The organism is Bacillus sp. B28 (assembly GCF_029536185.1).
Classification (GTDB): Bacteria; Bacillota; Bacilli; order Bacillales; family Bacillaceae; genus Bacillus; species Bacillus halotolerans.
The window spans coordinates 799258-822222 of sequence record NZ_CP120511.1; the positions used below are offsets into that span (position 1 = coordinate 799258).

Below are 22965 nucleotides of genomic sequence, written 5' to 3' on the forward strand. Positions count from 1 at the left end.
ATGGAGCCGGTCAACCAGCCTGTCAGGCAAGCCCCGGTGTTTGAAGGGAAAAAAGCCGGGCGCATCAAGCCAAAACGCATTCTGTTCCATGTTTTTACGGCGTCACTGGCGGTGTTATTGCTGTATCCCGTCATTTGGCTGTTTGTCAGTTCTTTTAAAGAAAGCTCCAGTATTTTCACAACCTCTCATTCTCTCATTCCAGATCCTTTTATTCTCAGCAACTATGCTGAAGGGTGGAAGGGCATTGCGGGTCAGCCGTTTTTGACCTTTATTAAAAACTCGGCGATCATTGTCGGGCTGTCTACAATCGGCGCCGTTCTGTCATCGGCTGTCATTGCCTACGGCTTCGCGCGCATCCCGTTTAAAGGAAAAGCATTTTGGTTCGCCTGCATGATGGGAACGTTAATGCTGCCGCATGAAGTGCTGATGATTCCGCAGTACATTATGTTTGCGAAATTAGACTGGCTGAATTCTTTTAAACCGATTGTCGTTCCGCAATTTTTCGGGCATGCGTTTTTTATCTTTCTGATGATCCAGTTTATCCGGACGATCCCTGAGGAGCTGGATGAAGCAGCGAGAATCGACGGGTGCGGGCGCTTTGCCTGTTTTTGGCGGATCATTCTGCCGCTCATTGCACCGGCGCTTGCGACGTCTGCGATTTTTTCCTTCTATTGGAAGTGGGAGGAGCTGATTCAGCCGCTCTTATATTTGAATAAGCCGGAGCTTTATCCTGTTTCACTTGCGCTGAAGCTTTTCCTCGATACGGAATCCGCTTCGAACTGGGGCGCGATGTTTGCCATGTCTGCCGTTTCGTTATTGCCTGTGATTCTCGTATTCTTTCTGTTTCAAAAATATATCGTTCAGGGCATCAGTACGACTGGATTAAAATAAAAAGGAGTGTTGCAGATGGCACAGCTTATCTTTGATGAAGAAAAGGTCACATCCGTTATTGACCGAATCGTGAAACGAACATTTCAAATGGATTTTGCGTGGGATTGGCCGGGCGGCGTCGCGTTTTACGGCGTGGCGGAGGCGTATGAAGCGACGGAAAACGAGGAGTATATCAAACTGTTAAAAACGTGGGTGGATGAACAGCTTGAGGATGGGCTGCCGCCGCTGTCGATCAACGGGGTTTCCATCGGGCATACGCTTTTGTTTCTGCATCAGGTGACGGGAGATCATGTCTATTTGGAAACGGCTGGCGAGATGGCGGAATATGTGCTTCATCACGCGCCGCGCTTTGGGGAAGGTATTCTTCAGCATACGGTGAACTCGGCGGATTATGTGTTTCCTGAGCAGGCATGGGCGGATACGCTGATGATGGCGGGGCTGTTTATGCTGAGAATCGGCCGTGTGATGGAGCGGGAGGACTACTTTGAGGACGGCCTGCGCCAGTTTCATGGACATGAGGACGTGCTGCAGGACCCCATGACCAATCTGTATTACCATGCCTGGGACAATAAAGCGCAAAACCACCTATCGGGGATTTATTGGGGCCGGGCGAATGGCTGGGCTGCGCTCACGATGGCAAAAGCGCTCCCGCTCATTGAGGTGACGCATCCTTCTTTTATGATTATTGATGGATCGCTCAGAGACCAGCTGAGCGCGCTTGTCCGGCTGCAGGACGATTCAGGGCTGTGGCATACCATTTTGGATGATCCGGATTCGTATTTTGAGGTTTCCGCATCGGCGGGCATTGCCTCTGCTTTGCTGTCGAGCGGGAAGCTCTATACAAAATACGTGCAGAAATCACTTGCCGCCATTTTGGATGCGGTGGAAGAGGACGGTCGGGTCAGTAAAGTATCCGCGGGCACAGCCGTCATGAAAAATGCGGAAGGATACAAACAAGTGCCTTACAAACGAATACAAGGCTGGGGACAGGGGCTTGCACTCACATTTCTCGCTGATGTGCTGAGAACGAAAAAACGCGTGTATCAGTAAAGACGGCGGCGGGGGGAAAGGGATGAAAAAACAGCCTCAACAGAAAGAACGGGTTTCACACTGGAAGGGAACGTATTTCAAAAGAAACTTTGTTTTCATTTTGCTGATTGCCTGTATTCCCGGACTGCTGACAGGCGGGGCCATCTACTTTTTGTCTATCGATAAGGTGGAGAAAGAGCTGCAAAAGTCGCATGAAACACAGGTGGCGCGTGAAGTCAGCCGGATGGATGAGAAGTTGGAAGACCTTGAGCTGACGCTTGCCCAAATGGCATACGATTCCTCGCTGATGAACGGATTGGCCGAAAAGGATTTGGAGAAAGACTTTACATTCTCCTATCAATTAACGAAAAAGCTGTTTCTATTGCGGGACCAGCAGCCGCTGATTCAGCAGGCTTCTATCTTTCTGAACAGCCCCCGGCCTCTTGTGCTGAGCCCTGAATACAGCGCGCTGACAGAACAGGATATGCTTCGCAAATACCGCTCGCTTCTCACCTCAGATCGGAGTATTTATTGGAGCCGGCCGGGAAAAGACGCCGCACTGATTCAGCTCATTCCGGGTGCGGCCGAGAAACCGTTTGGCGCGATCATGCTGACGGTAGACCCGAAAGAAATGGAGGCGCTCCTGCAAAGTTTGTCTCCTTATCCTGAAGGCAGCGCGCTTCTTCTGGATCAAAAGCGGGAGGTGCTTTTCCATGGAGGAGAAAAGGATTTTGAAAATGCTTTACTGAATGAGGTGAAAAAACAGCCTCACCAGAAAGGTCATTTTCAGATGGATTGGGACGGCACGGTGTATTCCGTCTCCTATGGAGAAATGAAGCGAATGCATCAGAAGTGGACCTTTGTTTCTGCGGCGCCTCTTTCAGCTATTACAGCGCCGATGGTGTTTTTATCAAAGGTGATTATTGTGATGCTTGTCATTTGTATCGGCTTGGCTGTGTGCATGACGTGGTACGCTTCAAAGAAAATCTATCGCCCGATTCAGCATCTGCTCGGACTGTTTACGGGAGGAGAGAAAAAAACATGGCAGGCGTCAGGCCAGGACGAATTTAAGTGGATAGAAAAGAGATGGAATGATCTTTCCCTTGAGAGCCGAAAGCTTCAAGAGCAGCTGCTCCGGCAGACGCCCCATATGAAAAAGAGTTTTTTGCAGCACCTTCTCCAGGGTGATTTTTACTATGACACAGAGGACAGTCTCAGATCGCGGATGGAGGATGCGGGCTGGGACATCGGGGAACACGTATTTCACGTGCTTGATCTTCAGGTGACAGGGCTTCGTGGTGATCAAAGCATGTTCTATGCCGATGATGAACAGCTTGCTGTGTTTACACTGACCAATTTACATGAGGAGCTTTCGGCAAACCGCCGTTTTCAACCTTCAATTCTTGATATTGGCCGCCTTTCCGTCACCGTGCTTGTGATGAAAACGAGCGGATCGGATCTGAAGGGGTATGTTTCAGAGCTGGCCCGCATATTTGGTGCGGTCACGGGACTAAGCCTGACCGGAACAATGAGCAGGCAATCGGCCCGTATTATGGATATCCCATCTCTGTTTAAGGATGTGAAAAGCGGCAAGTCCCGCAGGTGTTTTGCCAATCGCCATCAGATCATAGATTTGCAGGATGATGTTTTTCAGGCTGAGCCATCCGCACCCTGCTATCCTTTTGAACTTGAAAAGCAAATCGTTCAGGCCATTCGGCTGGAAAGAAAAGCGGAAGCAGAAGAGCTGATTCGCTTATGTATGGATGAACTGGCCGAAAAGGCGGTCAGCGACAGACAAGTGCATTCTGCGCTGATTCAGCTGTTTTCCCGCATCCAGGAGGATATTCTGCATTCCGGCCTTCATCCGAGCGAGCTGTTTGGCAACAGGGATATGCTTCGGGAAATATCTGAGCTGCATGAGCCTGTCCAAGCGGCTGCCTGGCTGATGGATGCGGTTGTCACCCCGTATCTCGCCAAACTTGAAGGCAGAAAAAACAGACAGCAAAAACAGGTGGCAGAACGTGTGATTGCGATGATTCATGAGCAGTATATGGCGGATCTTTCTCTTGAAAGCTGCGCGGATGCGCTGGGCATGAATTCTTACACCCTGAGCAAGGCCTTTAAACAAGTGACGGGCGTTAATTTTATTGATTATGTGACCCGCATCAGAATTGAAAAAGCAAAAGAACTGCTGGTAAATACGAATAAAAAAATTCATGATGTGTCAGAAGAAGTCGGCTATCGCCATAATTATTTCAACCGGATTTTTAAAAAGCAGGTCGGCATGCCGCCGGGAGTTTTTAGGCAAATGTATCAGGAAACGCCGTGAAAGGAGAGGACATGTGATGGAAAAACCGATTCAGGTGTTTTTAGCAGGGGATTCCACCGTAAGCGACTGCCCGCCGCATGAAGCGCCGATGGCAGGCTGGGGGCAGGTTTTCGGTCAATTGTTCACTGAACAGGTGAAGGTGCGCAATCACGCCAAAGGGGGAGCAAGCACCAACTCTTTTGTGGAGGAAGGAAGGCTTCGGGCGATTGCTGAGTGCATAGCACAAGGCGATTATTTGTTTATTCAATTCGGCCACAATGACCAGAAACCGCGGGGGACGAAGCCGTACTCGACGTATCAGCAATTTCTCACTTTGTTTGCGGACACAGCACGAGAAAAAGGAGCGCAGCCTGTGTTCGTTACATCAGTGCAGCGCCGCCGCTTTGATGAGAACGGAAATATTGAGCACACGCTCGGTGAGTATCCGGATGCGATGAAAGCGTTAGCGAAGGAGTTTGATGTGCCGGTCATTGATTTGTTAACGAAAACGAAGGCGCTTTATGAAGCATACGGACCGGAGGAGTCAAAGCGTTTGTTCGTGTGGCTTCAGCCGAATGAACATCCGAATTATCCAGATGGCATTGAGGATAATACGCATTTTTCAGAAGAAGGGGCCATGGAGGTTGCGAAGCTCGTTGCTGAAGGCATCGAAGAAATCGGCTTTCCGCTGAAGGACCATCTCGTAAGCCGGGAGGGGAAAGAACATGTATAAAGAAGGCGCGTGCCTGTACCGCAATCCGTTCCGTTCAGCAAGCGATGTGAAGGACTGGCGGATGGAGGGAGGCGGGCAGGTTTCATTCGAAGATTACCGTATGCACCTGTCACATGTACAGGACGAAGCGCACTTTGTTTATTGGTGCCCGGAAACATTTCCCGACGGCATCATTGTGAAGTGGGATTTTTACCCGATTGAACAGCCGGGGCTGTGTATGCTGTTTTTCGCAGCCGCCGGCATCGGAGGCGAGGACTTATTTGACCCGCGGCTCAAGAAAAGAACAGGAAAGTACCCCGAATACCATTCCGGAGACATCAATGCGCTCCATCTGTCGTATTTCCGCAGAAAATACCCGGAGGAAAGAGCGTTCCGCACCTGCAATGTAAGAAAAAGCCGCGGTTTCCACCTCGCTGCAATGGGAGCTGATCCGCTGCCTTCTCCGGACGACGCTGATTCCCCGTATCATATGAAGCTTATTAAGGATAAAGGGTATGTGCATTTTTCGATCAATGATCTGCCCATTCTGGAGTGGCAGGATGACGGAAGCACATTCGGACCTGTGTTAACAAAAGGAAAAATCGGGCTGAGGCAAATGGCGCCGATGAAAGCCGCTTATCGTGATTTGTCTGTGCACCAAGCGGTGAGAAAATGAAGACGACTGTGACGGATGCGCTTTATGCAGGCTGTGAAGCGGTCGTAAAAATCGCGTGGCTGAACGGGCTGTGGCTGTTGTTTACACTTTTGGGCGGCGTTCTTTTCGGATGGGCGCCGAGCACAGCCGCGATGTGTGCCGTCATACGGAAATGGCTGATGGGGCAAAAAGATGTCCCGGTATTTGCGTTATTTCTGGATACCTACAAAAAAGAGTTTCTGAAGGTCAATGCGATTGGACTTGCGTTTTTTGCTCTTTTGCTTATTTTGTCGGCTAATTATTATTATTTTTCGGCAAGTGCGGATTGGCTGTCCTTTACCGTGACGAGCTGCACCCTCTTGGCGGGGCTTTTGTATACTGTCGCGCTCATGTATGTGTTTCCTCTTTATGTGCATTACAAGCTTCCGCTTCGCCAATATATTCCGCAAGCGCTGCTGTTAGGCGCCATGCGGCCGCTGACCACCGGCTGCATGCTGATCGGCTGCGGATTTGTGCTTTATTTGCTGTATACGCTTCCGGGCCTGATCCCATTTTACGGCCCAAGTTTATTTGGGCTCGTGTCGATGTTTTTTGCTTTCAGAGGGTTTCAAAAAACAGAGGCGCAGCACCGTCATCAGGCCTGATAAACAAAAAAATGACAAACGGGCAAAAAAGTGCAGCTAATCAAAAACGTTTATGCAAAAATGTGACATTGAAGACAGCTCCTCAAGCGCATAAAATCCAATTTAAGTAAGCGCTTACAGATAAATGATAAGGAGCTGTCTGATGATTAGACGAAGAAAAAGCATGTTTACCACTCTCACATTGTTGGTGTTGTTGATGATGGGGGCTTCTGTGTTTCCTGTCAAAGCAGAAGGAGCGGCGCGGCAGATGGAAGCGCTGAACCGGGGCCTTGTGGCAGTCAAAACGGATGGCGGCATTTTTGTCAGCTGGCGGTTTCTTGGGACAGAAAACGCATCTGTGACGTTTAATGTGTACAGAGACGGACAAAAGCTGAATGCTTCGCCTGTCAAATCCACGAATTATATCGATAAAAACGGAACAGCTGGCTCATCGTATTCCATTCGGGCTGTTGTAAACGGAACCGAGCAGGCCGCTTCTGAAAAAGCCTCTGTATGGGCACAGCCGTATCATTCCGTTCCGCTTGATAAACCGGCTGGCGGCACGACACCAAAGGGTGAAGCCTATACCTACAGTGCCAATGATGCCAGTACGGGCGATGTGGATGGCGATGGGCAGTATGAGCTGATCCTAAAATGGGATCCGTCCAATTCAAAGGACAATTCACAGGACGGCTATACGGGTGAAGTGTTTATTGATGCGTATAAGCTGGACGGAACAAAATTATGGCGAATCGGTCTCGGCAAAAACATCAGAGCGGGCGCACACTACACTCAGTTTATGGTGTATGACCTGGATGGTGACGGAAAAGCGGAAGTGGCGATGAAAACCGCTGAAGGAACAAAAGACGGCACGGGAAAAGTGATCGGAAATGCGAATGCCGATTACAGAAATGAGCAGGGGCGTGTGCTTTCTGGTCCTGAGTACCTGACTGTCTTTCAAGGTGAAACGGGAAAAGAGCTTGTCACTTCAAACTTTGAACCGGCACGGGGCAATGTATCAGATTGGGGTGACAGCTACGGCAACCGGGTCGATCGTTTTCTTGCGGGCATTGCGTATCTCGACGGACAGCGTCCGAGCCTGATTATGACTAGAGGCTATTACGCCAAAACCATGCTTGTTGCGTATAACTTCAGAGACGGAAAACTGTCAAAGCTCTGGACGCTGGATTCCTCTAAGTCGGGTAATCAAGCTTTCGCCGGACAGGGAAATCACAACTTAAGCATTGCAGATGTGGACGGAGACGGCAAGGATGAAATCATCTTCGGCTCAATGGCGGTTGACCATGACGGCAAAGGCATGTACTCGACAGGCTTAGGCCACGGAGACGCGCTGCATGCCGGAGATCTTGATCCGAGCCGGCCGGGGCTTGAAGTATTTCAGGTTCATGAGGACAAAAACGCGCAATACGGCTTATCCTTCCGTGACGCCGCAACGGGAAAAATCATTTGGGGTGTCCACGCCGGCAAGGATGTAGGCCGGGGCATGGCTGCTGATATTGATCCGCGCTATCCGGGACAAGAGGTTTGGGCGAACGGTTCTCTTTACACATCGAAAGGCGCCAAAATCGGCAGCAGTGTGCCGTCGTCAACCAATTTCGGCATCTGGTGGGACGATGACCTGCTGCGGGAACAGCTGGACAGCAACAGGATTGATAAATGGGATTATCAAAACGGCGTCTCTAAAAACCTGCTGACGGCATCAGGTGCTGTCTCCAATAACTCTACAAAAGCAACACCGGCTCTTCAGGCTGATCTGCTCGGTGACTGGCGGGAGGAAGCTGTGTGGAGAACCGAGGACAGCAGTGCGCTCCGCATCTACACCACCACAATCCCGACCGAGCACAGGCTGTATACGCTGATGCATGATCCTGTGTACCGGCTCGGCATTGCCTGGCAAAATGTCGCGTATAACCAGCCGCCGCATACAAGCTTCTTTTTAGGAGACGGCATGGCGGCACAGTCTAAACCGAATATGTATACGCCTTAACAGAAGGGGGGAAGGAACGGGCCGCACGCTTGGCCCGTTCCCAATTAAAATGAAACCAAAAAAGAGGCAAATGGAATACCTGACCAGAGGCCTGATCGCGGTCAAAACGGAGCAAGGCGTATTTGTGAGCTGGCGTTTTCTCGGAACCGATCATGAGACTGTTGCTTTTCACATTTATCGGAACGGAGATCGGATCACTGGCAAACCGATTGCGGATAGCACCAATTTTCTGGATGAAAAGGGAACGGAGGGCTCTCTCTATCAAGTGGCGGCTGTCTATAAAGGCCGGGAAGAAAGGCTTTCGAAAGAAGCTTCCGTTTGGCGGGAAAACGTTCTCGAGCTCCCGCTTAACAAACCCGAAGGCGGCGTGACACCGGACGGAAAACCGTATACCTACAGCGCCAATGATGCGAGCGTCGGAGATGTGGATGGGGACGGAGAATATGAAATCATCCTGAAATGGGACCCGTCCAACTCAAAAGATAACGCCCACGACGGATATACCGGAGACGTCCTCATTGACGCCTATAAACTGAATGGCACTTTTCTGTGGCGGATCAACCTCGGCAGAAATATCAGAGCAGGCGCCCATTATACGCAGTTTATGGTCTATGACTTAGACGGTGACGGAAAAGCAGAAATCGCTATGAAAACAGCCGACGGCACAATAGACGGCAAAGGAAACATCATCGGTGAAGCGCATGCTGATTTCAGGAATGAGCAGGGCAGAATCCTGTCAGGTCCGGAATATTTGACAGTGTTTAAAGGGGAAACCGGTGAAGCGCTCACGACTGTCGATTATGAACCGCCTCGCGGTAACCTGAAGGATTGGGGAGACGGCTACGGCAACCGGATGGACCGTTTTCTCGCCGGAATCGCTTATTTAGATGGAGAGCGGCCGAGCCTGGTGATGGCACGGGGCTATTATACGAGAACGGTACTGGTCGCTTATGATTTCAGGAACGGCAGGCTCAAAAAACGCTGGATGTTTGATTCCAATCAGCCGGGGCATGAAGCATACGCGGGACAGGGCAACCACAGCTTGAGCGTTGCCGATGTTGATGGAGATGGAAAGGATGAAATTATTTACGGCGCCATGGCGGTTGATCATGACGGAACCGGTCTGTACACGACGGAACTCGGACACGGAGACGCCATGCACGTCGGCGATCTAGATCCGTCACGCAAAGGGCTTGAAGTGTTTCAGGTTCATGAGGACGCAAGCAAGCCGTATGGGTTGTCGCTGCGTGATGCCGGAACAGGCGAGGTGTTATGGGGCGTCCATGCCGGAACAGATGTCGGCAGAGGAATGGCGGCTCACATTGACCCTCGGTACAAGGGATCGCTCGTCTGGGGAATTGATCCGCCGGGCAATGATGGAATGTCATATGGGCTCTATACGAGCAAAGGAGAAAAAATCAGTGACAAAGCGCCTGCTTCAGCCAATTTCGCCATTTGGTGGGACGGGGACTTGGTCAGGGAGCTGTTGGATCATGAATGGAATGGGACAATCGGCAAACCAAAGATTGAAAAGTGGGATGCTGAAAACCGCTGTTTAAAAACGATTTTTCAGCCGGAAGGTGTGCTGTCCAACAACGGGACAAAAGGAAGCCCGGTTCTTCAGGCCAACCTGTTCGGAGACTGGCGGGAAGAGGTCATTTGGAGAACCGAAGACAGCAGTGCGCTCCGTATCTATACAACGACACACCTTACCCGCCATCGTTTTTACACACTGATGCACGATCCGGTTTACAGGCTGGGGATCGCTTGGCAGAACACCGCGTACAACCAGCCGCCGCACACAAGCTTTTATCTCGGAACAGGGATGAAAAAACCGCCGAAGCCCGCTCTGTACATAGCGGGAAACAGAGCGGAGACGCCGCTTTAGGAGGAACCGTATGGGATACGAAGCAAAGACTGAACGCTATGACAAAATGACCTATCACAAAGCCGGGCGAACCGGATTAAGGCTTCCCGCCGTTTCTCTCGGCCTCTGGCATCAGTTCGGCGCTGCCTATTCTCCGGAGAACGCGCGGTCCATGCTGAGAGCCGCATTTGATGCAGGCATTGTCCATTTTGATCTGGCCAACAATTACGGCCCGCCGCCCGGCTCCGCTGAGGAGATGTTCGGGCGCATGCTGAAAACGGATTTTGCGCCTTACCGTGATGAACTCGTCATCAGCACTAAAGCCGGCTATGACATGTGGAAGGGGCCGTATGGCAATGGCGGTTCGAAAAAACATTTAACTGCCAGCTTGAATCAAAGTTTAAAGCGGCTGGGGCTTGATTATGTGGATCTCTTCTATTCGCACCGTCCTGATCCTGAAACGCCGCTTGAGGAAACGATGGAGACGCTGGCGGGCTTTGTGCGTCAAGGAAAAGCTTTGTATGTCGGACTGTCAAACTACAGCCCTGAAGAGACAGAGCGCGCCGCCGATCTTTTACAACAGCTCGGAGTCCGGCTCGCCATCCATCAGACGCGATATTCGATGTTTCACCGAGATCCGGAAAAAGGGCTGCTTGATGTGCTGGACAAAAAGGGAGCCGGCTGCATCGCGTTTGCGCCGCTCGCTCAAGGGCTTCTTACGACAAAGTACGTTTCCGCCATCCCGGAAAACTCAAGAGCAAAGGATGCGAACAGTCCTTTCCTCCAGGCGGAGCACATTACCGAAAGGACGGTCAGTAAGGCGCAAAGGCTGAATCTGGTTGCGAAAGAACGGGGACAATCGCTCCCGCAAATGGCGCTCTCATGGCTTTTGAAGGATGCCCGGATGACCTCCGTTTTAATTGGAGCAAGCCGGGCGCAACAAATAGAGGAAAACGTTCAAGCCTTGCAATCAGCGGACTTTTCAAACGAGGAGCTTTCTGCCATTGAGTTTATATTAAGTGAAAAAAACGAGGGGGAATGAGACATGGCACATCATCTTTATCTTGCTGGTGATTCGACTGTCCAAACGTATGGAGAAAGTACAAATCAAGGGGGCTGGGGGCAGTTTCTCGGTTCGCATCTGCCGGAGCATATTCAGGTGATCAATAAAGCGATCGGCGGCAGAAGCTCAAAAACCTTTGTGGAGGAAGGCAGGCTTCAGGCGATCCTTGATGTGATTGAGCCGGATGATTGGCTGTTTGTGCAGATGGGCCATAATGACGCGTCGAAAAATAAGCCGGAGCGCTACACCGAGCCCTATACCACCTATAAACAATATTTAAAGCAGTATATCGCAGGCGCTAGAGAAAAAGGCGCGCATCCGCTTCTCATTACCCCAGTAGCCCGCTTTCATTATGAAAACGGCGTGTTTTTGAACGACTTTCCTGATTATTGCATTGCCATGAAGCAGACAGCCGCTGAGGAGAATGTCCAGCTCATTGATCTGATGGAAAAAAGCCTCGCTTTCTTTACTGAGAAGGGCGAAGAAAAAGTATACACCTATTTTATGGTTTCTGAGGGGATTGACGATTACACGCACTTTACAAAAAAAGGCGCAAATGAAATGGCAAAACTCGTAGCGAAAGGCATGAAGGAGATCGGCCTGCCATTAACAGAATCTATCGTCAAAGAAGGGTGAAGGACTTGGGGAGAAAATTATATCACGGCGCTTGCTATTATCCGGAGCTATGGGATGAAAAGACGATTCAGCAGGACATTGACAGGATGCGGCAGGTCGGCATCAATGTGGTGCGAATGGGTGAATTCGCCTGGTCTGTAATCGAGCCGGAAGAAGGAAAAATTGACGTGAGCTTTTTTAAGGAAATGATCAGCCGGATGTATGACAACGGCATCGAAATGATCATGTGCACACCGACACCGACACCGCCTATTTGGCTGTCGCACGGCCGGCCTGAGCGAATGCATATCAACGAAAAAAGAGAGGTGATGGGGCACGGCTCCCGTCAGCATGCTTGTACAAATAACCCGTATTTCCGAAAAAGAGCCGCCATCATCACCACAAGCATCGCCAAAGAGCTGGGACACCTGCCGGGGCTGATCGGCTGGCAGCTCGATAATGAATTTAAATGCCATGTGGCTGAATGCATGTGTGAGACGTGCTTAAGCTTATGGCATGACTGGCTTAGAAACCGTTACGGTGTGATTGAACGGTTAAATGAAGCGTGGGGAACCGATGTGTGGAGCGAAACCTATCAAACCTTTGAGCAGGTGCCGCAGCCGGGTCCGGCCCCGTTTTTGCATCACGCTTCATTGCGCACGATGTATCAGCTGTTTTCGATGGAGATGATCGCTCAATTTGCGGATGAACAGGCGAAAATCATCCGCTGTTATTCAGATGCGCCAATCACTCATAACGGATCGGTCATGTTCAGCACAGACAATGAGCGGATGTTTCAGAATCTCGATTTTGCTTCCTATGATACGTACGCTTCCCAAGAAAATGCATCTGCATTTTTATTAAATTGTGATATTTGGAGGCATTTCAAAAAAGACCGCCCGTTTTGGATTCTGGAAACAAGCCCGTCCTATGAAGCCTCGCTCGAAAGCTGTGCCATGCCGCACGCCGGTGGGTATTTACAAGCTGAAGCCGTGTCTTCTTACGCCTTGGGGAGCGAGGGATTTTGCTACTGGCTGTGGCGCCAGCAGCGTTCCGGCAGCGAGATTTCACACGGTTCCGTCCTTAGTGCCTGGGGAGAGCCGACGATTGGTTATCAAAACGTTTTGGCGGTTGAGCGGGCAAGAAAGGAAATCGAACCGATCATTCTTTCTACGGTGCCCGTTCAGGCTGAAGTTGCAATGACCTATTCCGACAGGGCGAAAGCGTTTCTGAAAACAGAACCTCACCGGGGGCTCCAACACCGAACGCTTATCACACACTTTTACGAGCGCATCCTCAACACGGGTATTCATCGTGATCTCGTTCCGGAAGGCTTTCCGCTGGAGGGCTATCGTGTGCTGTTTACACCATTTGTGCCTTATCTGTCTTCTGCTTTTATCAAAAAAGCTTCCGCATTTGCTGAAGCGGGCGGCATATGGATTGCCGGGCCGCTGACGGGAGGGCGTACGGGCGAGCATACGGTTCATACCGATTATGCCCTTGGAGAACTGGAGAAAACAGCCGGAATCAAAACACTGTTCACGTTCCCGATGAACGAGGATGCAAATACAGGAAAAGCGTTTGGCATGACGGCGCCGCTCGGGCTGTGGAGCGCGGTGTTTGATACAGAGAGCGGAAACACTCTCGGCACAATTGAATCCGGGCCTGGCGCCGGCCATGCATTTCTGTCAGAACGAGAGCACGGCAAAGGGAAAATGGTCATGCTCGGCTCGCTTCCATCAGGCGAAAAAGGGGATGCAATGCTGGAAGCACTCGTCAGGCATTATGCGGGAGAAGCAGCCGTTTCTGTCAAGTCCGATGTCACCCCCGGTACGATTGTTGCCCCGAGAAAAGGAGGAAACGGCCTTGTATGGGTTATCGTTAATATGGATGGAAAAGGCGGGAGTGTGACGCTTCGGGAAGAGGGGACCGACCTTTTGGCAAACCGTTCAGTCGGAGCGGGGAGACTGTCAGTCGGCCAACACGAATACCGTGTGATTCAGTTTGATAATCGCAGCTGATTCTTTGCATTGAATCAGCTTTTTTATATGGAAGGAGAGAACCGATGAAAAAGATCAAATGGCTATCAGAACAGCCTAAGCTGACAAGCGGCGTAACGTGGGGTGTGCCTTGGAAAAGAGGTGAATTGAAAAAGGGAGACTGTCTGGCGCTTGTAAATGCAAAGGGTGAAAGCCGCTATGTGCAAAGCGATCCGTCGGCCTATTGGCCGGACGGGAGCATCAAATGGACGAAGCACGCGGCTGTGTTCAGTGAGCAAACCGATACAAGCTTTACCCTTCAAAGAGATGAAAACCAGCTGCCAGCGAAAAAGCTCATGATCCACGAGTCAAAGGGTGCAATTCAAGTGGATACCGGGGCGCTTGTTTGCACTGTGAATAAAACAGGTTCCGACATCATTCAATCGCTGGTGATTAACGGAAAGCCGATCGCCGCAGGCGGGCGGCTGATCGCAATAAAGGAAACGAGAAAGGAGATGGCGGCGGAAAAGGTTTTCTCTCATGAAACATCGGTCAGTCTCATAAAACGTGCGGTCATTGAACAGAGAGGTCCTGTAAAAGCAGTCATCAAGATTGAGGGGGGGCATGTACTCCAAAAGACAAATGAAGAATGGCTGCCCTTCATTATCAGATTGACGTTTTATGCCGGGCTTTCAGAGATGAATATCATGCACACTCAGCTGATCGACAGAAATTTCAAACGAGAGTTCATCAAAGGGCTTGGCATGCAGTTTGACCTCTTTTTACAGGGAGAGCCGTACAACCGCCATTTCCGTTTTGCGGGGGACAAAGGCGTTTATAAGGAACCCGCCCAGCTGTTTGGCACCCGCAAATGGAATGAACGGCATCCACTTTATCAGCGGCACATCAACGGCGAACCGATTTCTCCAAGTGAAGAGCACAAGGATTGGTTCGCACACGGCGTACAGAACGCAGTTTGGAATGATATGAAACTTGTTCAGGACTCCAGCGATCATTACCGACTGGCAAAACGGACCGAAAAGGAATATTCATGGGTTGACATGCTGCATGGTACGCGGGCGAAGGGGCTTTGCTATGCGGGCGGCGAAAATGGAGGCTTAGCGCTCGGTCTGCGGTATTTTTTTGAAAAATATCCGTCGTCACTTGAGATAACAGGTCTTGCCGGTGATCAGCCGAACTTGACCGTCTGGCTCTGGCCGCCAGACGCGGAAGCAATGGATTTCAGGCATTATACAGGGGACACCCATGTCGTCAGCGCGTACGAAGGGTTTGATGAGATGCGCTCTGATCCGACAGGCATTGCCAACACAAACGACATCAGCCTGTCATGCTTTTCTCAGATGCCGTCTGATGACGTGCTGAATGCGTTAGCGGACAAATGGCAGGCGCCGCCATTGCTTATTTGTGAGCCGGACGTTTATTACGAGTCAAAAGCGCTTGGCGTTTGGAGTGTAATCGATACGGCCGATCCGGTCAAAAAAGAGCTGGAAGAACAGCTGGACGCCGCCTTCTCGTTTTATCAAAAAGAAGTGGAGCAGCGCAGATGGTACGGGTTCTGGAACTATGGAGACGTCATGCATACGTATGACCCGGTCCGGCATATGTGGCGGTATGATCTCGGCGGGTACGCGTGGCAAAATAATGAGCTCGTTCCAACCTTGTGGCTGTGGCAGGCGTTTTTCCGCTCCGGCAGAGAAGAACTGTTCCGAATGGCAGAAGCAATGACCCGCCATACAAGTGAAACCGACTGTTTTCATCTCGGAGAATATGCGGGGCTTGGCTCCCGGCATAACGTGGTGCACTGGGGATGCGGCTGCAAGGAAGCGAGAATCAGCATGGCCGGCCTTTATAAATTCTATTATTATCTGACGGGCGATGAGCGCACGGGAGATCTTTTGACGGAAGTGAAGGACGCCGATGCCGCCCTAGTGAACACCGATCCGATGCGTGCTTTCTACGAGAAAGGAGAGCACCCGACTCACGTCAGAACGGGGCCGGACTGGGCGGCGTTTTGCTCGAACTGGCTGGCGGAATGGGAGCGGACTGAGAATCCTGAATATCTCAGGAAAATCCAAACTGGCATCAGCTGCCTGAAACCCCTGCCCCTTCGCTTATTATCAGGTCCGACGTTTGAATATGATCCGGCGACATCTATGCTTCATCACATGGGAGACGGCATCGCGGGCGGCTATCATATGATCATTGCGTTTGGCGCGCCGCAAGTGTGGATGGAGCTGGCTGAGCTTCTCGATGACCGTGAATGGAAGGAAATGCTGAGTGAATTCGGCGAGTTTTACACATTCAGTGATGAAGAAAAACGCAAAAAAAGCGGAGGTGCGCTCCATGACGGGCATTTTCACTGGCCGATGTTTGCGGCTGGTATGACAGCCTATGCTGCGAGAAAAAAACAAGACCATAACCTCGCCGAAAAAGCGTGGAATCTTTTGCTCGACCATAAACTGAGCCATACGCCGCTTCCGATCAAACCCGCGCAAATCGAGACGTGGACTCAGCTTGAAGAGCTTACGTGGGTAACGACAAACACTGTCTCCCAATGGTGTTTAAATGTCATTGCGGCACTTGAATTAATTGGTGAATACCTCCCCGCAAAAAAGGATACATCCGGCAAAAAAGGATAACTGCCGTCAATTCATAGGAGAAATGATGCAAAAAATGAAGATTGCAAGAATTTATGTAAGCGCTTTATATTAAGGGTGGCAAAGGAGAAATGAAAAAGGAGAAAAAGGGGGACTTACGCATCATGAAAAAAAGAATACGAAAAAGATGGATTGCTTTACCGCTCGCTGCCATGATGATAGCCGGGTGCAGCAATTCAGAAACATCCAATTCAGCGAGCGATTCAAAAAACACGATTAACATCATGGCACCGCTGCTGTCACCGGAAAGCCCGAGTGATAAAAGCCCATCATTAAAAGCGTTAGAGAAATACACAGGCAAAGATATTAAGGTCACATGGGTGCCTGATTCATCCTACAACGATAAATTTAACATCGTCATGGCCTCTGGAGAGATGCCGCATGCGATTGTGATTAAAGATAAGTCAGCCGGCTTTATTAAGTCTGTCAAAGCGGGCGCTTTTTGGGAGCTGTCTCCTTATTTAAAAGACTACAAGAATATAAGCCAGGCTGATGAAAAGATACTCAAGAACAGCTCGGTAAATGGCGAGGTGTACGGGGTCTACAGATCGAGAGACTTGATCAGAGCCTGTATGATCATCAGAACCGACTGGCTCAAAAACGTCGGGCTCGATATGCCGGAAACGCTTGATGATTTTTATGAAGTGCTGAAGGCTTTTAAGGAAAAAGATCCTGACGGAAACGGCAAGGACGATACGTACGGCATGGTCGTGCCGAAATGGATGGGGCTTGGCAACGGAAGCCCGTGGGATGTTCTGCAAATCTGGTTCGGCGCCCCGAATCGCTACGGCGTTGAAAACGGAAAGCTGGTGCCTGATTTTACAACGAAGGAATATATGGAGGCGCTCACCTTCTTTAAGAAGCTGTATGATGAAGGCTTGATCAACAAGGATTTCGCTGTTATGGATTCGGCGAAGTGGAATGACCCGGTTGTAAAAGGAAAAGCGGGTGTCATCGTTGATACAGGCTCCAGAGCGTCGCAAATTCAAAGCGCCATGGAAGAAGCAGATGAGTCGAACAAGGATATCATTGATATCGTCGGCACAGTAGAAGGACCAAAAGGCAAGCGCACTTTCCCGACATCAGGATATTCAGGCATGATCGCGATACCAAAATCAAGCGTGAAAACGGAAAAAGAGCTGAAAGAGGTGCTGTCCTTCCTCGATAAGCTGAACGATAAGGAGGCGCAGATTCTGACCAACAACGGAGTCGAGGGCCGTAATTATGAGCTGAAGGACGGCGTATTCACCTCTCTTGAAAAAAACAACAAATCCCTTCTGTATGAGCATGAAGGCTTGGCTCAGTTCAGCATGTCCATCCCGAAAAGCGAGTACTACATCGAAGATCAGAAAACAAAGCTCTTCCAGCATCGCAAGGACATCATCACTGAAGGAGAAAAAATAGCCGTCTTTAACCCGGCTGAGTCGCTTGTATCCGATGTATATACCCAAAAAGGAGCCCAGCTGGACAACATCATTCTCGATGCAAGAACACAATTTATTATCGGAGAAATCGATGAAAAAGGCTTCAAGGATGCGGTGAAGCTTTGGGAAAACAGCGGCGGCAATGAACTGATGAAGGACTTAAACAAATTGTATCAATCGTCAAAATAAACCGATGCGCCTGCCGTTCAGCGGGCGCATCGGTAACACGAAAGGAGAACAGATATGGAAACGGTGCCGAAGAAGGGAAACGCACCAGTTCTCGCTGCTGGAAAAGGCATCAGCTGGATGGCTGCGCTCAAAAGAGACAAATGGCTTTATCTTCTTCTTATTCCCGGTCTGCTTTATTTTCTGATTTTCAAATACCTGCCGATGTGGGGCGTGCTTATCGCGTTTAAGGATTATTCGCCATATCTCGGCTTCTGGAAAAGCGAATGGGTTGGTCTTGATTATTTTAAAGATTTTTTTATGAATCCGGATTTTTTCCGGCTGCTGCGCAACACGCTCATGCTGGCAAGCCTTGATCTGCTGTTTGCCTTTCCCGCGCCGCTCATTTTGGCTTTGCTGTTGAATGAGCTGAGGAAGGCTGTGTATAAAAGGTGCATTCAGACCCTTATTTATGTGCCCCATTTTGTCTCATGGACAATCGTGGTCAGCATCACCTTTGTTTTCTTTACAGTCGATACAGGCGTCATCAACAAAATGGTCATGAGCCTGACAGGGAATCAGATTTCTTTCTTATCAGACGCTGACTGGTTCCGGCCGATGATTGTCATGCAAAGCATCTGGAAGGAGACAGGCTGGGGAACGATTTTATTTCTCGCCGCTTTGGCAACGGTGGATCAGGAGCAATATGAGGCGGCGATTATGGATGGGGCCGGCCGGTTTAGGCGGATGTGGCATATTACGCTTCCGGCAATCAGAAGCACCATCATTGTTCTTTTGATTTTAAGGATCGGAAGCTTTTTAAATATCGGTTTTGAACAGGTGTATTTGATGACAAACTCGCTTAACCGCAGCGTGGCTGACATCTTCGACACGTACGTTTACATGATGGGGATTACCCAAGGCGCGTACAGCTACAGCACAGCTGTCGGTTTGTTTAAATCAGTTGTCGGGATTATCTTAATTTTCGGTGCCAATTACATCGCGAAAAAGTTCGATCAGGAAGGATTGTTTTAAAGGGGGGAGAGGTATGGCTGACATTCATACGATGCACAACACAAAAGCCGGACGGGTATTTGACGTCTGCAACATTTTGTTTCTTGGCGGCGTCGGCGCGATTACCATTTTGCCGTTTTTGTATATTATCGCCGGTTCCTTTGCGACAGAAGCTGAGCTGGCTCAGCGCAGCTTCTTTATTTTCCCGAAAACCTTTACCCTTGACGCTTATCGGTACGTGTTTTCGACACCGACGTTTATCAGAAGTATGGGCGTATCCATCTTCATTACCGTAGTCGGGACAGCCGTGCAATTGTTTTTCACCTTTACGATGGCGTATCCGCTGGCGAAGCGGCATGTGAAGGGACGGAATCTGCTTTTAAACCTTGTGATTTTCTCGATGCTGTTTTCCGGGGGGATGATTCCGACGTATCTTGTTGTCAAATCACTTGGATTGCTGGATTCCTATTGGGCGTTGATCCTGCCAATGGCGATCAATCCGTTTAACCTTATTATTATCAAAAACTTCTTTCAGCAGCTGCCGCGGGAGCTTGAGGAATCAGCAAAAATTGACGGCTGTTCAGAAATCGGCGTCTTTTGGCGGATTGCTTTGCCGCTGTCAAAGCCGGTCATTGCCACCTTTGCGCTGTTTTATGCGGTCGGGATTTGGAATGATTTCTTCCATGCTCTCTTATATATCAATGACAGTGCAAAATGGCCGCTGCAAATGGTGCTCCGCCAGGTCACGATTTTATCGGACTTAACGGCGACCAATGGCGATACGATGCAAAATACCATTCCGCCGGAGCAGGGGATTAAGCTTGCTGTCATCGTCATCGCAACCATACCGATTTTGGCGGTTTATCCATTTTTACAAAAACATTTTGCCAAAGGAATGCTGATCGGTTCTGTGAAAGGCTGAGAAAGGGAGTGTTTCATATCAGTACGTTAGATCAGATCAAAATCGCCTATATCGGCGGGGGTTCCCAAGGCTGGGCCCGAAGCTTAATGAGCGATTTGTCCCTTGATGACCGAATGTCAGGCATGGTGGCGCTCTATGATCTGAATGTTGAAGCGGCGCAGAAAAATGAAATCATCGGCAATAACAGCGGAGACGGCAGATGGCGGTACGAGGCGGTGTCTACTTTGAAAAAAGTGTTATCCGGTGCGGATATCGTGATTATTTCGATTTTGCCGGGCACTCTGGATGACATGGAAACGGACGTTCATCTGCCTGAGCGATACGGCATCTATCAATCAGTTGGTGATACTGTTGGCCCGGGGGGAATCATGAGAGGTTTGCGGGCCGTTCCGATGTTTGCAGAAATTGCCCGGGCAATAAGAGACTACGCCCCCGAATCATGGGTCATTAATTATACAAACCCAATGTCTGTGTGCACGAGAACGCTGTATAAAGTGTTTCCCGGCATAAAAGCGTTCGGCTGCTGCCACGAAATATTCGGCACGCAAAAACTGCTGGCGGAGATGGTTACAGATAGGCTTGGACTAGAGGTAAAGCGGCGTGAAGACGTCCATGTTCATGTGCTGGGCATTAACCATTTTACATGGGTCACAGCAGCTTCTTACCGGCATATTGATCTGCTGCCTGTTTTCCGTGATTTCTGCGCGCATTATGCCGAATCCGGCTATGAGCTGGAGGGGGAAAGCTGGAAGGACAGCGTATTTCGCTCTGCGCACCGTATTACATTCGATTTATTTGAAGCGTACGGTGCCATCCCCGCTGCCGGTGACAGGCACCTGGCTGAGTTTCTCCCCGGTTGTTATCTCAAACAGCCTGAGACATGGAAGTTTCACCTGACACCCATATCCCTCAGAAAACAGGACAGAAACCGGAAACAAAAAGAAACGGATCACATGGCACAGCAAAAACAGGGTGTTGAGAGGAAAGCATCAGGAGAAGAGGGCGTGAGCATCATGGCGGCGCTCCTCGGACTGGGCGAACTTGTAACAAATGTGAATCTGCCGAATCAAGGCCAGGTCGCTCATCTGCCATTAGATGCGATCGTGGAAACAAACGCATTCATTACGCGCAACCGTGTCCAGCCGATTGTTTCCGGAGCGCTGCCGAAGGGTGTGGAAATGCTGGCGGCACGACACGTATCCAATCAGGAGGCAGTGGCGGAAGCGGGGCTAACAAAGGACCGCGGTCTCGCTTTTCAAGCGTTTCTCAATGACCCGCTTGTCACGCTCGACCGCCGTGATGCGGAGCAGCTTTTTGACGACATGCTTTCAAAGCACCAGCCGAATTTTTAATAGCGATCAGTGACCGTTTAGAAAACGTGCAGTTGACCATAATGATAGTAGCTCTTAAGAAGTAGGTGCTATCAACATGGGAGATTATCTCAATGTAGCGGTAGAATTAGTTTGCGGTTTGGGTATTTTATTTGTCATTTTGAAGTTTCTCGGAAAAACCCAATTCTCTCAAATCACGCCGTTTGACTTTATTTCTGCATTGATTTTAGGGGAACTGGTCGGAAATGCAGTGTACGATCATGAAATTAAGATCAGAGAGATTATTTTCGCTTCGCTGCTGTGGGGACTGCTGATTTATCTAATTGAATTCATTACCCAAAAAGTAAAAGGGTCCAGAAAGTTCCTGGAAGGTGAACCGAATATCGTCATCCATAATGGAAAGCTCAAATATGAAATGCTGAAGAAAAACAAGCTCGACATTAATCAGCTGCAGAGCCTTTTAAGGCAGGCAGGCTGCTTTTCCATACAGGAAGTGGAATATGCCATATTAGAAACAAACGGGATGGTCAGTGTTCTTCAGAAATCCGATTTTGGCAATCCGACGAGAAAAGATATGAATCTTCCGCAGCAAAATGTGTCTTTGCCCACCACTTTAATTCTTGATGGGGAGATTGTGTATGACAACCTGCGAGAAGCAGGGGTAGACGAACAGTGGCTGAAGCAAACGCTGAAAAAGCAGGGGATTGAAAAGACTAAGGATGTATTATTTGCTGAATGGCATCCTAATAAACCGCTGTACGCCATCACATTTGAAGAAAGCAGATCCTCATGAAAAAAGAGCTTGCGGCATAGCCCAAGCTCTTTTTCGTTATTGATGAGTCCCTTGTTTAACAGCTCTCACGTGATACATGCTCACTTCAGTGCTGATCATATAGTCAGGTTTTGGCTTGCCTTTGTTCGCTTTATGCCCAGCGATATGCGCATCGCTTTTTTCCCACTGTTTCCAGTGATCCTCGGATTGCCAACGTATCATGACAACGACTTCCTCATCGCCGCGGCGGACGTTTTTCTCAAGCACGGTCACATCAATTAAGCCTTCCTGTTTTTCAATGATTCCTTCAGCGCTGAAACGTTCGATCACTTTATCAGCATGGCCTTCTTTTACCGTCATTTTTCTTAACTGAACAAACATGTATCTCTCCCCAATCACGCTCATATATCCGTTATTGTAAATGAAATTCATTCTCAATGTCAAAAAAAGAGCACGGCGGAGCATTTTCTCCGCCGTCACACTTATGCTTTCAATAAAAACTCATTGCCGTCCTCGTCCTGAAATTGAACAAAGGTGCCCCAGTCCATCTGGTTCGGCTCACTGAGAAATTCTACGCCGTTTGCCTTCATTTTTTCATATGTACCAAAGATGTCTTCACACTCAAAGACAATAGAAGCCTTCATGTGTTCGGCGCCTTTCATCATCGCTTTCGGATAAATGACTAAACGAGTCTGTGCCCCCGTGGGTGCGACCTCCAGCCAGCTTGCGTTTGGCCCCATCGGATGGTCCGCCACAATGTCAAAACCGACCTTCTCCAACCAAAATTGCTTTGCTTTCTGCTGATCCTCAACATATACAGCCACAGTGCCGATTTGTTTGATCATAGGGAAACCTCCAATTCGATAGATATGTATATCATAACCTTTATAAAGCTGAAGTAACACAGAA

At 49.6% G+C, this 22965-nt stretch carries 19 protein-coding genes; 17 read left to right on the plus strand and 2 right to left on the minus strand.

The features are described from left to right. From P3L57_RS03830 to P3L57_RS03910, 17 genes are all read left to right on the plus strand, one after another. Positions 1-891 (plus strand): carbohydrate ABC transporter permease, encoded by an 891-nt coding sequence (locus tag P3L57_RS03830; protein WP_059293888.1) that lies wholly within the window; start codon positions 1-3, stop codon positions 889-891. A 15-nt stretch (positions 892-906) separates the two neighbouring features. Further along, entirely contained in the window at positions 907-1941 is a 1035-nt protein-coding gene (gene yesR, locus P3L57_RS03835; RefSeq protein WP_059293887.1) for a rhamnogalacturonyl hydrolase YesR, read from the plus strand. Between the two features lie 22 nt (positions 1942-1963). After that, positions 1964-4249 (plus strand): transcriptional regulator YesS, encoded by a 2286-nt coding sequence (gene yesS / locus P3L57_RS03840; protein ID WP_069487635.1) that lies wholly within the window; start codon positions 1964-1966, stop codon positions 4247-4249. A gap of 13 nt (positions 4250-4262) precedes the next feature. Continuing rightward, on the plus strand, positions 4263-4961 hold the full coding sequence (locus P3L57_RS03845) for a rhamnogalacturonan acetylesterase (protein WP_083244572.1): 699 nt from the start codon (positions 4263-4265) through the stop codon (positions 4959-4961). After that, the gene (locus tag P3L57_RS03850; protein ID WP_059293884.1) at positions 4954-5616 is read left to right on the plus strand and encodes a YesU family protein; all 663 of its coding nucleotides are present in this window, start codon (positions 4954-4956) and stop codon (positions 5614-5616) included. Before P3L57_RS03845 ends, P3L57_RS03850 begins: the two co-directional genes overlap by 8 nt. Beyond that, on the plus strand, positions 5613-6239 hold the full coding sequence (locus tag P3L57_RS03855; protein WP_059293883.1) for a YesL family protein: 627 nt from the start codon (positions 5613-5615) through the stop codon (positions 6237-6239). The genes P3L57_RS03850 and P3L57_RS03855 overlap by 4 nt, the downstream gene beginning before the upstream one ends. A 142-nt stretch (positions 6240-6381) precedes the next feature. Beyond that, complete coding sequence (locus P3L57_RS03860; protein WP_069487634.1) at positions 6382-8226, plus strand: rhamnogalacturonan lyase; 1845 nt, start codon at positions 6382-6384, stop codon at positions 8224-8226. A gap of 49 nt (positions 8227-8275) precedes the next feature. Further along, on the plus strand, positions 8276-10114 hold the full coding sequence (locus tag P3L57_RS03865; protein ID WP_069487633.1) for a rhamnogalacturonan lyase: 1839 nt from the start codon (positions 8276-8278) through the stop codon (positions 10112-10114). Between the two features lie 10 nt (positions 10115-10124). Continuing rightward, positions 10125-11135 (plus strand): L-glyceraldehyde 3-phosphate reductase, encoded by a 1011-nt coding sequence (gene mgrA / locus P3L57_RS03870; protein ID WP_069487632.1) that lies wholly within the window; start codon positions 10125-10127, stop codon positions 11133-11135. A 3-nt stretch (positions 11136-11138) separates the two neighbouring features. Then, a complete protein-coding gene (locus P3L57_RS03875; RefSeq protein WP_069487631.1) occupies positions 11139-11792 on the plus strand; it encodes a rhamnogalacturonan acetylesterase in 654 nt (217 codons plus the stop codon). 5 nt (positions 11793-11797) lie between these two features. Continuing rightward, positions 11798-13792, plus strand: a complete 1995-nt coding sequence (locus P3L57_RS03880; RefSeq protein WP_069487630.1) for a beta-galactosidase — start codon at positions 11798-11800, stop codon at positions 13790-13792. A 44-nt stretch (positions 13793-13836) separates the two neighbouring features. After that, positions 13837-16410 (plus strand): exo-rhamnogalacturonan lyase family protein, encoded by a 2574-nt coding sequence (locus P3L57_RS03885; protein ID WP_069487629.1) that lies wholly within the window; start codon positions 13837-13839, stop codon positions 16408-16410. A gap of 122 nt (positions 16411-16532) precedes the next feature. After that, positions 16533-18041 (plus strand): extracellular solute-binding protein, encoded by a 1509-nt coding sequence (locus P3L57_RS03890; protein ID WP_059336070.1) that lies wholly within the window; start codon positions 16533-16535, stop codon positions 18039-18041. A gap of 54 nt (positions 18042-18095) precedes the next feature. Further along, positions 18096-19052 carry an ABC transporter permease gene (locus P3L57_RS03895; RefSeq protein ID WP_059293876.1) on the plus strand — a complete coding sequence of 319 codons (957 nt, stop codon included), beginning with the start codon at positions 18096-18098 and terminating at the stop codon, positions 19050-19052. 13 nt (positions 19053-19065) lie between these two features. Beyond that, positions 19066-19953, plus strand: a complete 888-nt coding sequence (locus P3L57_RS03900; protein ID WP_044163530.1) for a carbohydrate ABC transporter permease — start codon at positions 19066-19068, stop codon at positions 19951-19953. An 8-nt stretch (positions 19954-19961) separates the two neighbouring features. Beyond that, a complete protein-coding gene (gene lplD / locus P3L57_RS03905) occupies positions 19962-21305 on the plus strand; it encodes an alpha-galacturonidase LplD (RefSeq protein WP_069487628.1) in 1344 nt (447 codons plus the stop codon). 76 nt (positions 21306-21381) lie between these two features. Next, on the plus strand, positions 21382-22077 hold the full coding sequence (locus tag P3L57_RS03910; RefSeq protein WP_044163534.1) for a DUF421 domain-containing protein: 696 nt from the start codon (positions 21382-21384) through the stop codon (positions 22075-22077). A gap of 36 nt (positions 22078-22113) precedes the next feature. Here P3L57_RS03910 and hmoA read toward each other — a convergent pair whose 3' ends face one another. After that, positions 22114-22437, minus strand: a complete 324-nt coding sequence (hmoA, locus tag P3L57_RS03915) for a heme-degrading oxygenase HmoA (RefSeq protein ID WP_024120514.1) — start codon at positions 22435-22437, stop codon at positions 22114-22116. A 101-nt stretch (positions 22438-22538) separates the two neighbouring features. Continuing rightward, complete coding sequence (locus P3L57_RS03920; RefSeq protein WP_069487627.1) at positions 22539-22901, minus strand: VOC family protein; 363 nt, start codon at positions 22899-22901, stop codon at positions 22539-22541. Positions 22902-22965: the final 64 nt, after the last annotated feature.

What these genes read in the sequence shown, in the direction of transcription:
- P3L57_RS03830 (WP_059293888.1), top strand. Translation starts at nt 1, where the DNA reads ATGGAGCCGGTCAACCAGCCTGTCAGGCAAGCCCCGGTGTTTGAAGGG.
- yesR (WP_059293887.1), top strand. Translation starts at nt 907, where the DNA reads ATGGCACAGCTTATCTTTGATGAAGAAAAGGTCACATCCGTTATTGAC.
- yesS (WP_069487635.1), top strand. Translation starts at nt 1,964, where the DNA reads ATGAAAAAACAGCCTCAACAGAAAGAACGGGTTTCACACTGGAAGGGA.
- P3L57_RS03850 (WP_059293884.1), top strand. Translation starts at nt 4,954, where the DNA reads ATGTATAAAGAAGGCGCGTGCCTGTACCGCAATCCGTTCCGTTCAGCA.
- P3L57_RS03855 (WP_059293883.1), top strand. Translation starts at nt 5,613, where the DNA reads ATGAAGACGACTGTGACGGATGCGCTTTATGCAGGCTGTGAAGCGGTC.
- P3L57_RS03860 (WP_069487634.1), top strand. Translation starts at nt 6,382, where the DNA reads ATGATTAGACGAAGAAAAAGCATGTTTACCACTCTCACATTGTTGGTG.
- P3L57_RS03865 (WP_069487633.1), top strand. Translation starts at nt 8,276, where the DNA reads ATGAAACCAAAAAAGAGGCAAATGGAATACCTGACCAGAGGCCTGATC.
- mgrA (WP_069487632.1), top strand. Translation starts at nt 10,125, where the DNA reads ATGGGATACGAAGCAAAGACTGAACGCTATGACAAAATGACCTATCAC.
- P3L57_RS03875 (WP_069487631.1), top strand. Translation starts at nt 11,139, where the DNA reads ATGGCACATCATCTTTATCTTGCTGGTGATTCGACTGTCCAAACGTAT.
- P3L57_RS03885 (WP_069487629.1), top strand. Translation starts at nt 13,837, where the DNA reads ATGAAAAAGATCAAATGGCTATCAGAACAGCCTAAGCTGACAAGCGGC.
- P3L57_RS03890 (WP_059336070.1), top strand. Translation starts at nt 16,533, where the DNA reads ATGAAAAAAAGAATACGAAAAAGATGGATTGCTTTACCGCTCGCTGCC.
- P3L57_RS03895 (WP_059293876.1), top strand. Translation starts at nt 18,096, where the DNA reads ATGGAAACGGTGCCGAAGAAGGGAAACGCACCAGTTCTCGCTGCTGGA.
- P3L57_RS03900 (WP_044163530.1), top strand. Translation starts at nt 19,066, where the DNA reads ATGGCTGACATTCATACGATGCACAACACAAAAGCCGGACGGGTATTT.
- P3L57_RS03910 (WP_044163534.1), top strand. Translation starts at nt 21,382, where the DNA reads ATGGGAGATTATCTCAATGTAGCGGTAGAATTAGTTTGCGGTTTGGGT.
- hmoA (WP_024120514.1), bottom strand. Translation starts at nt 22,437, where the DNA reads ATGTTTGTTCAGTTAAGAAAAATGACGGTAAAAGAAGGCCATGCTGAT.
- P3L57_RS03920 (WP_069487627.1), bottom strand. Translation starts at nt 22,901, where the DNA reads ATGATCAAACAAATCGGCACTGTGGCTGTATATGTTGAGGATCAGCAG.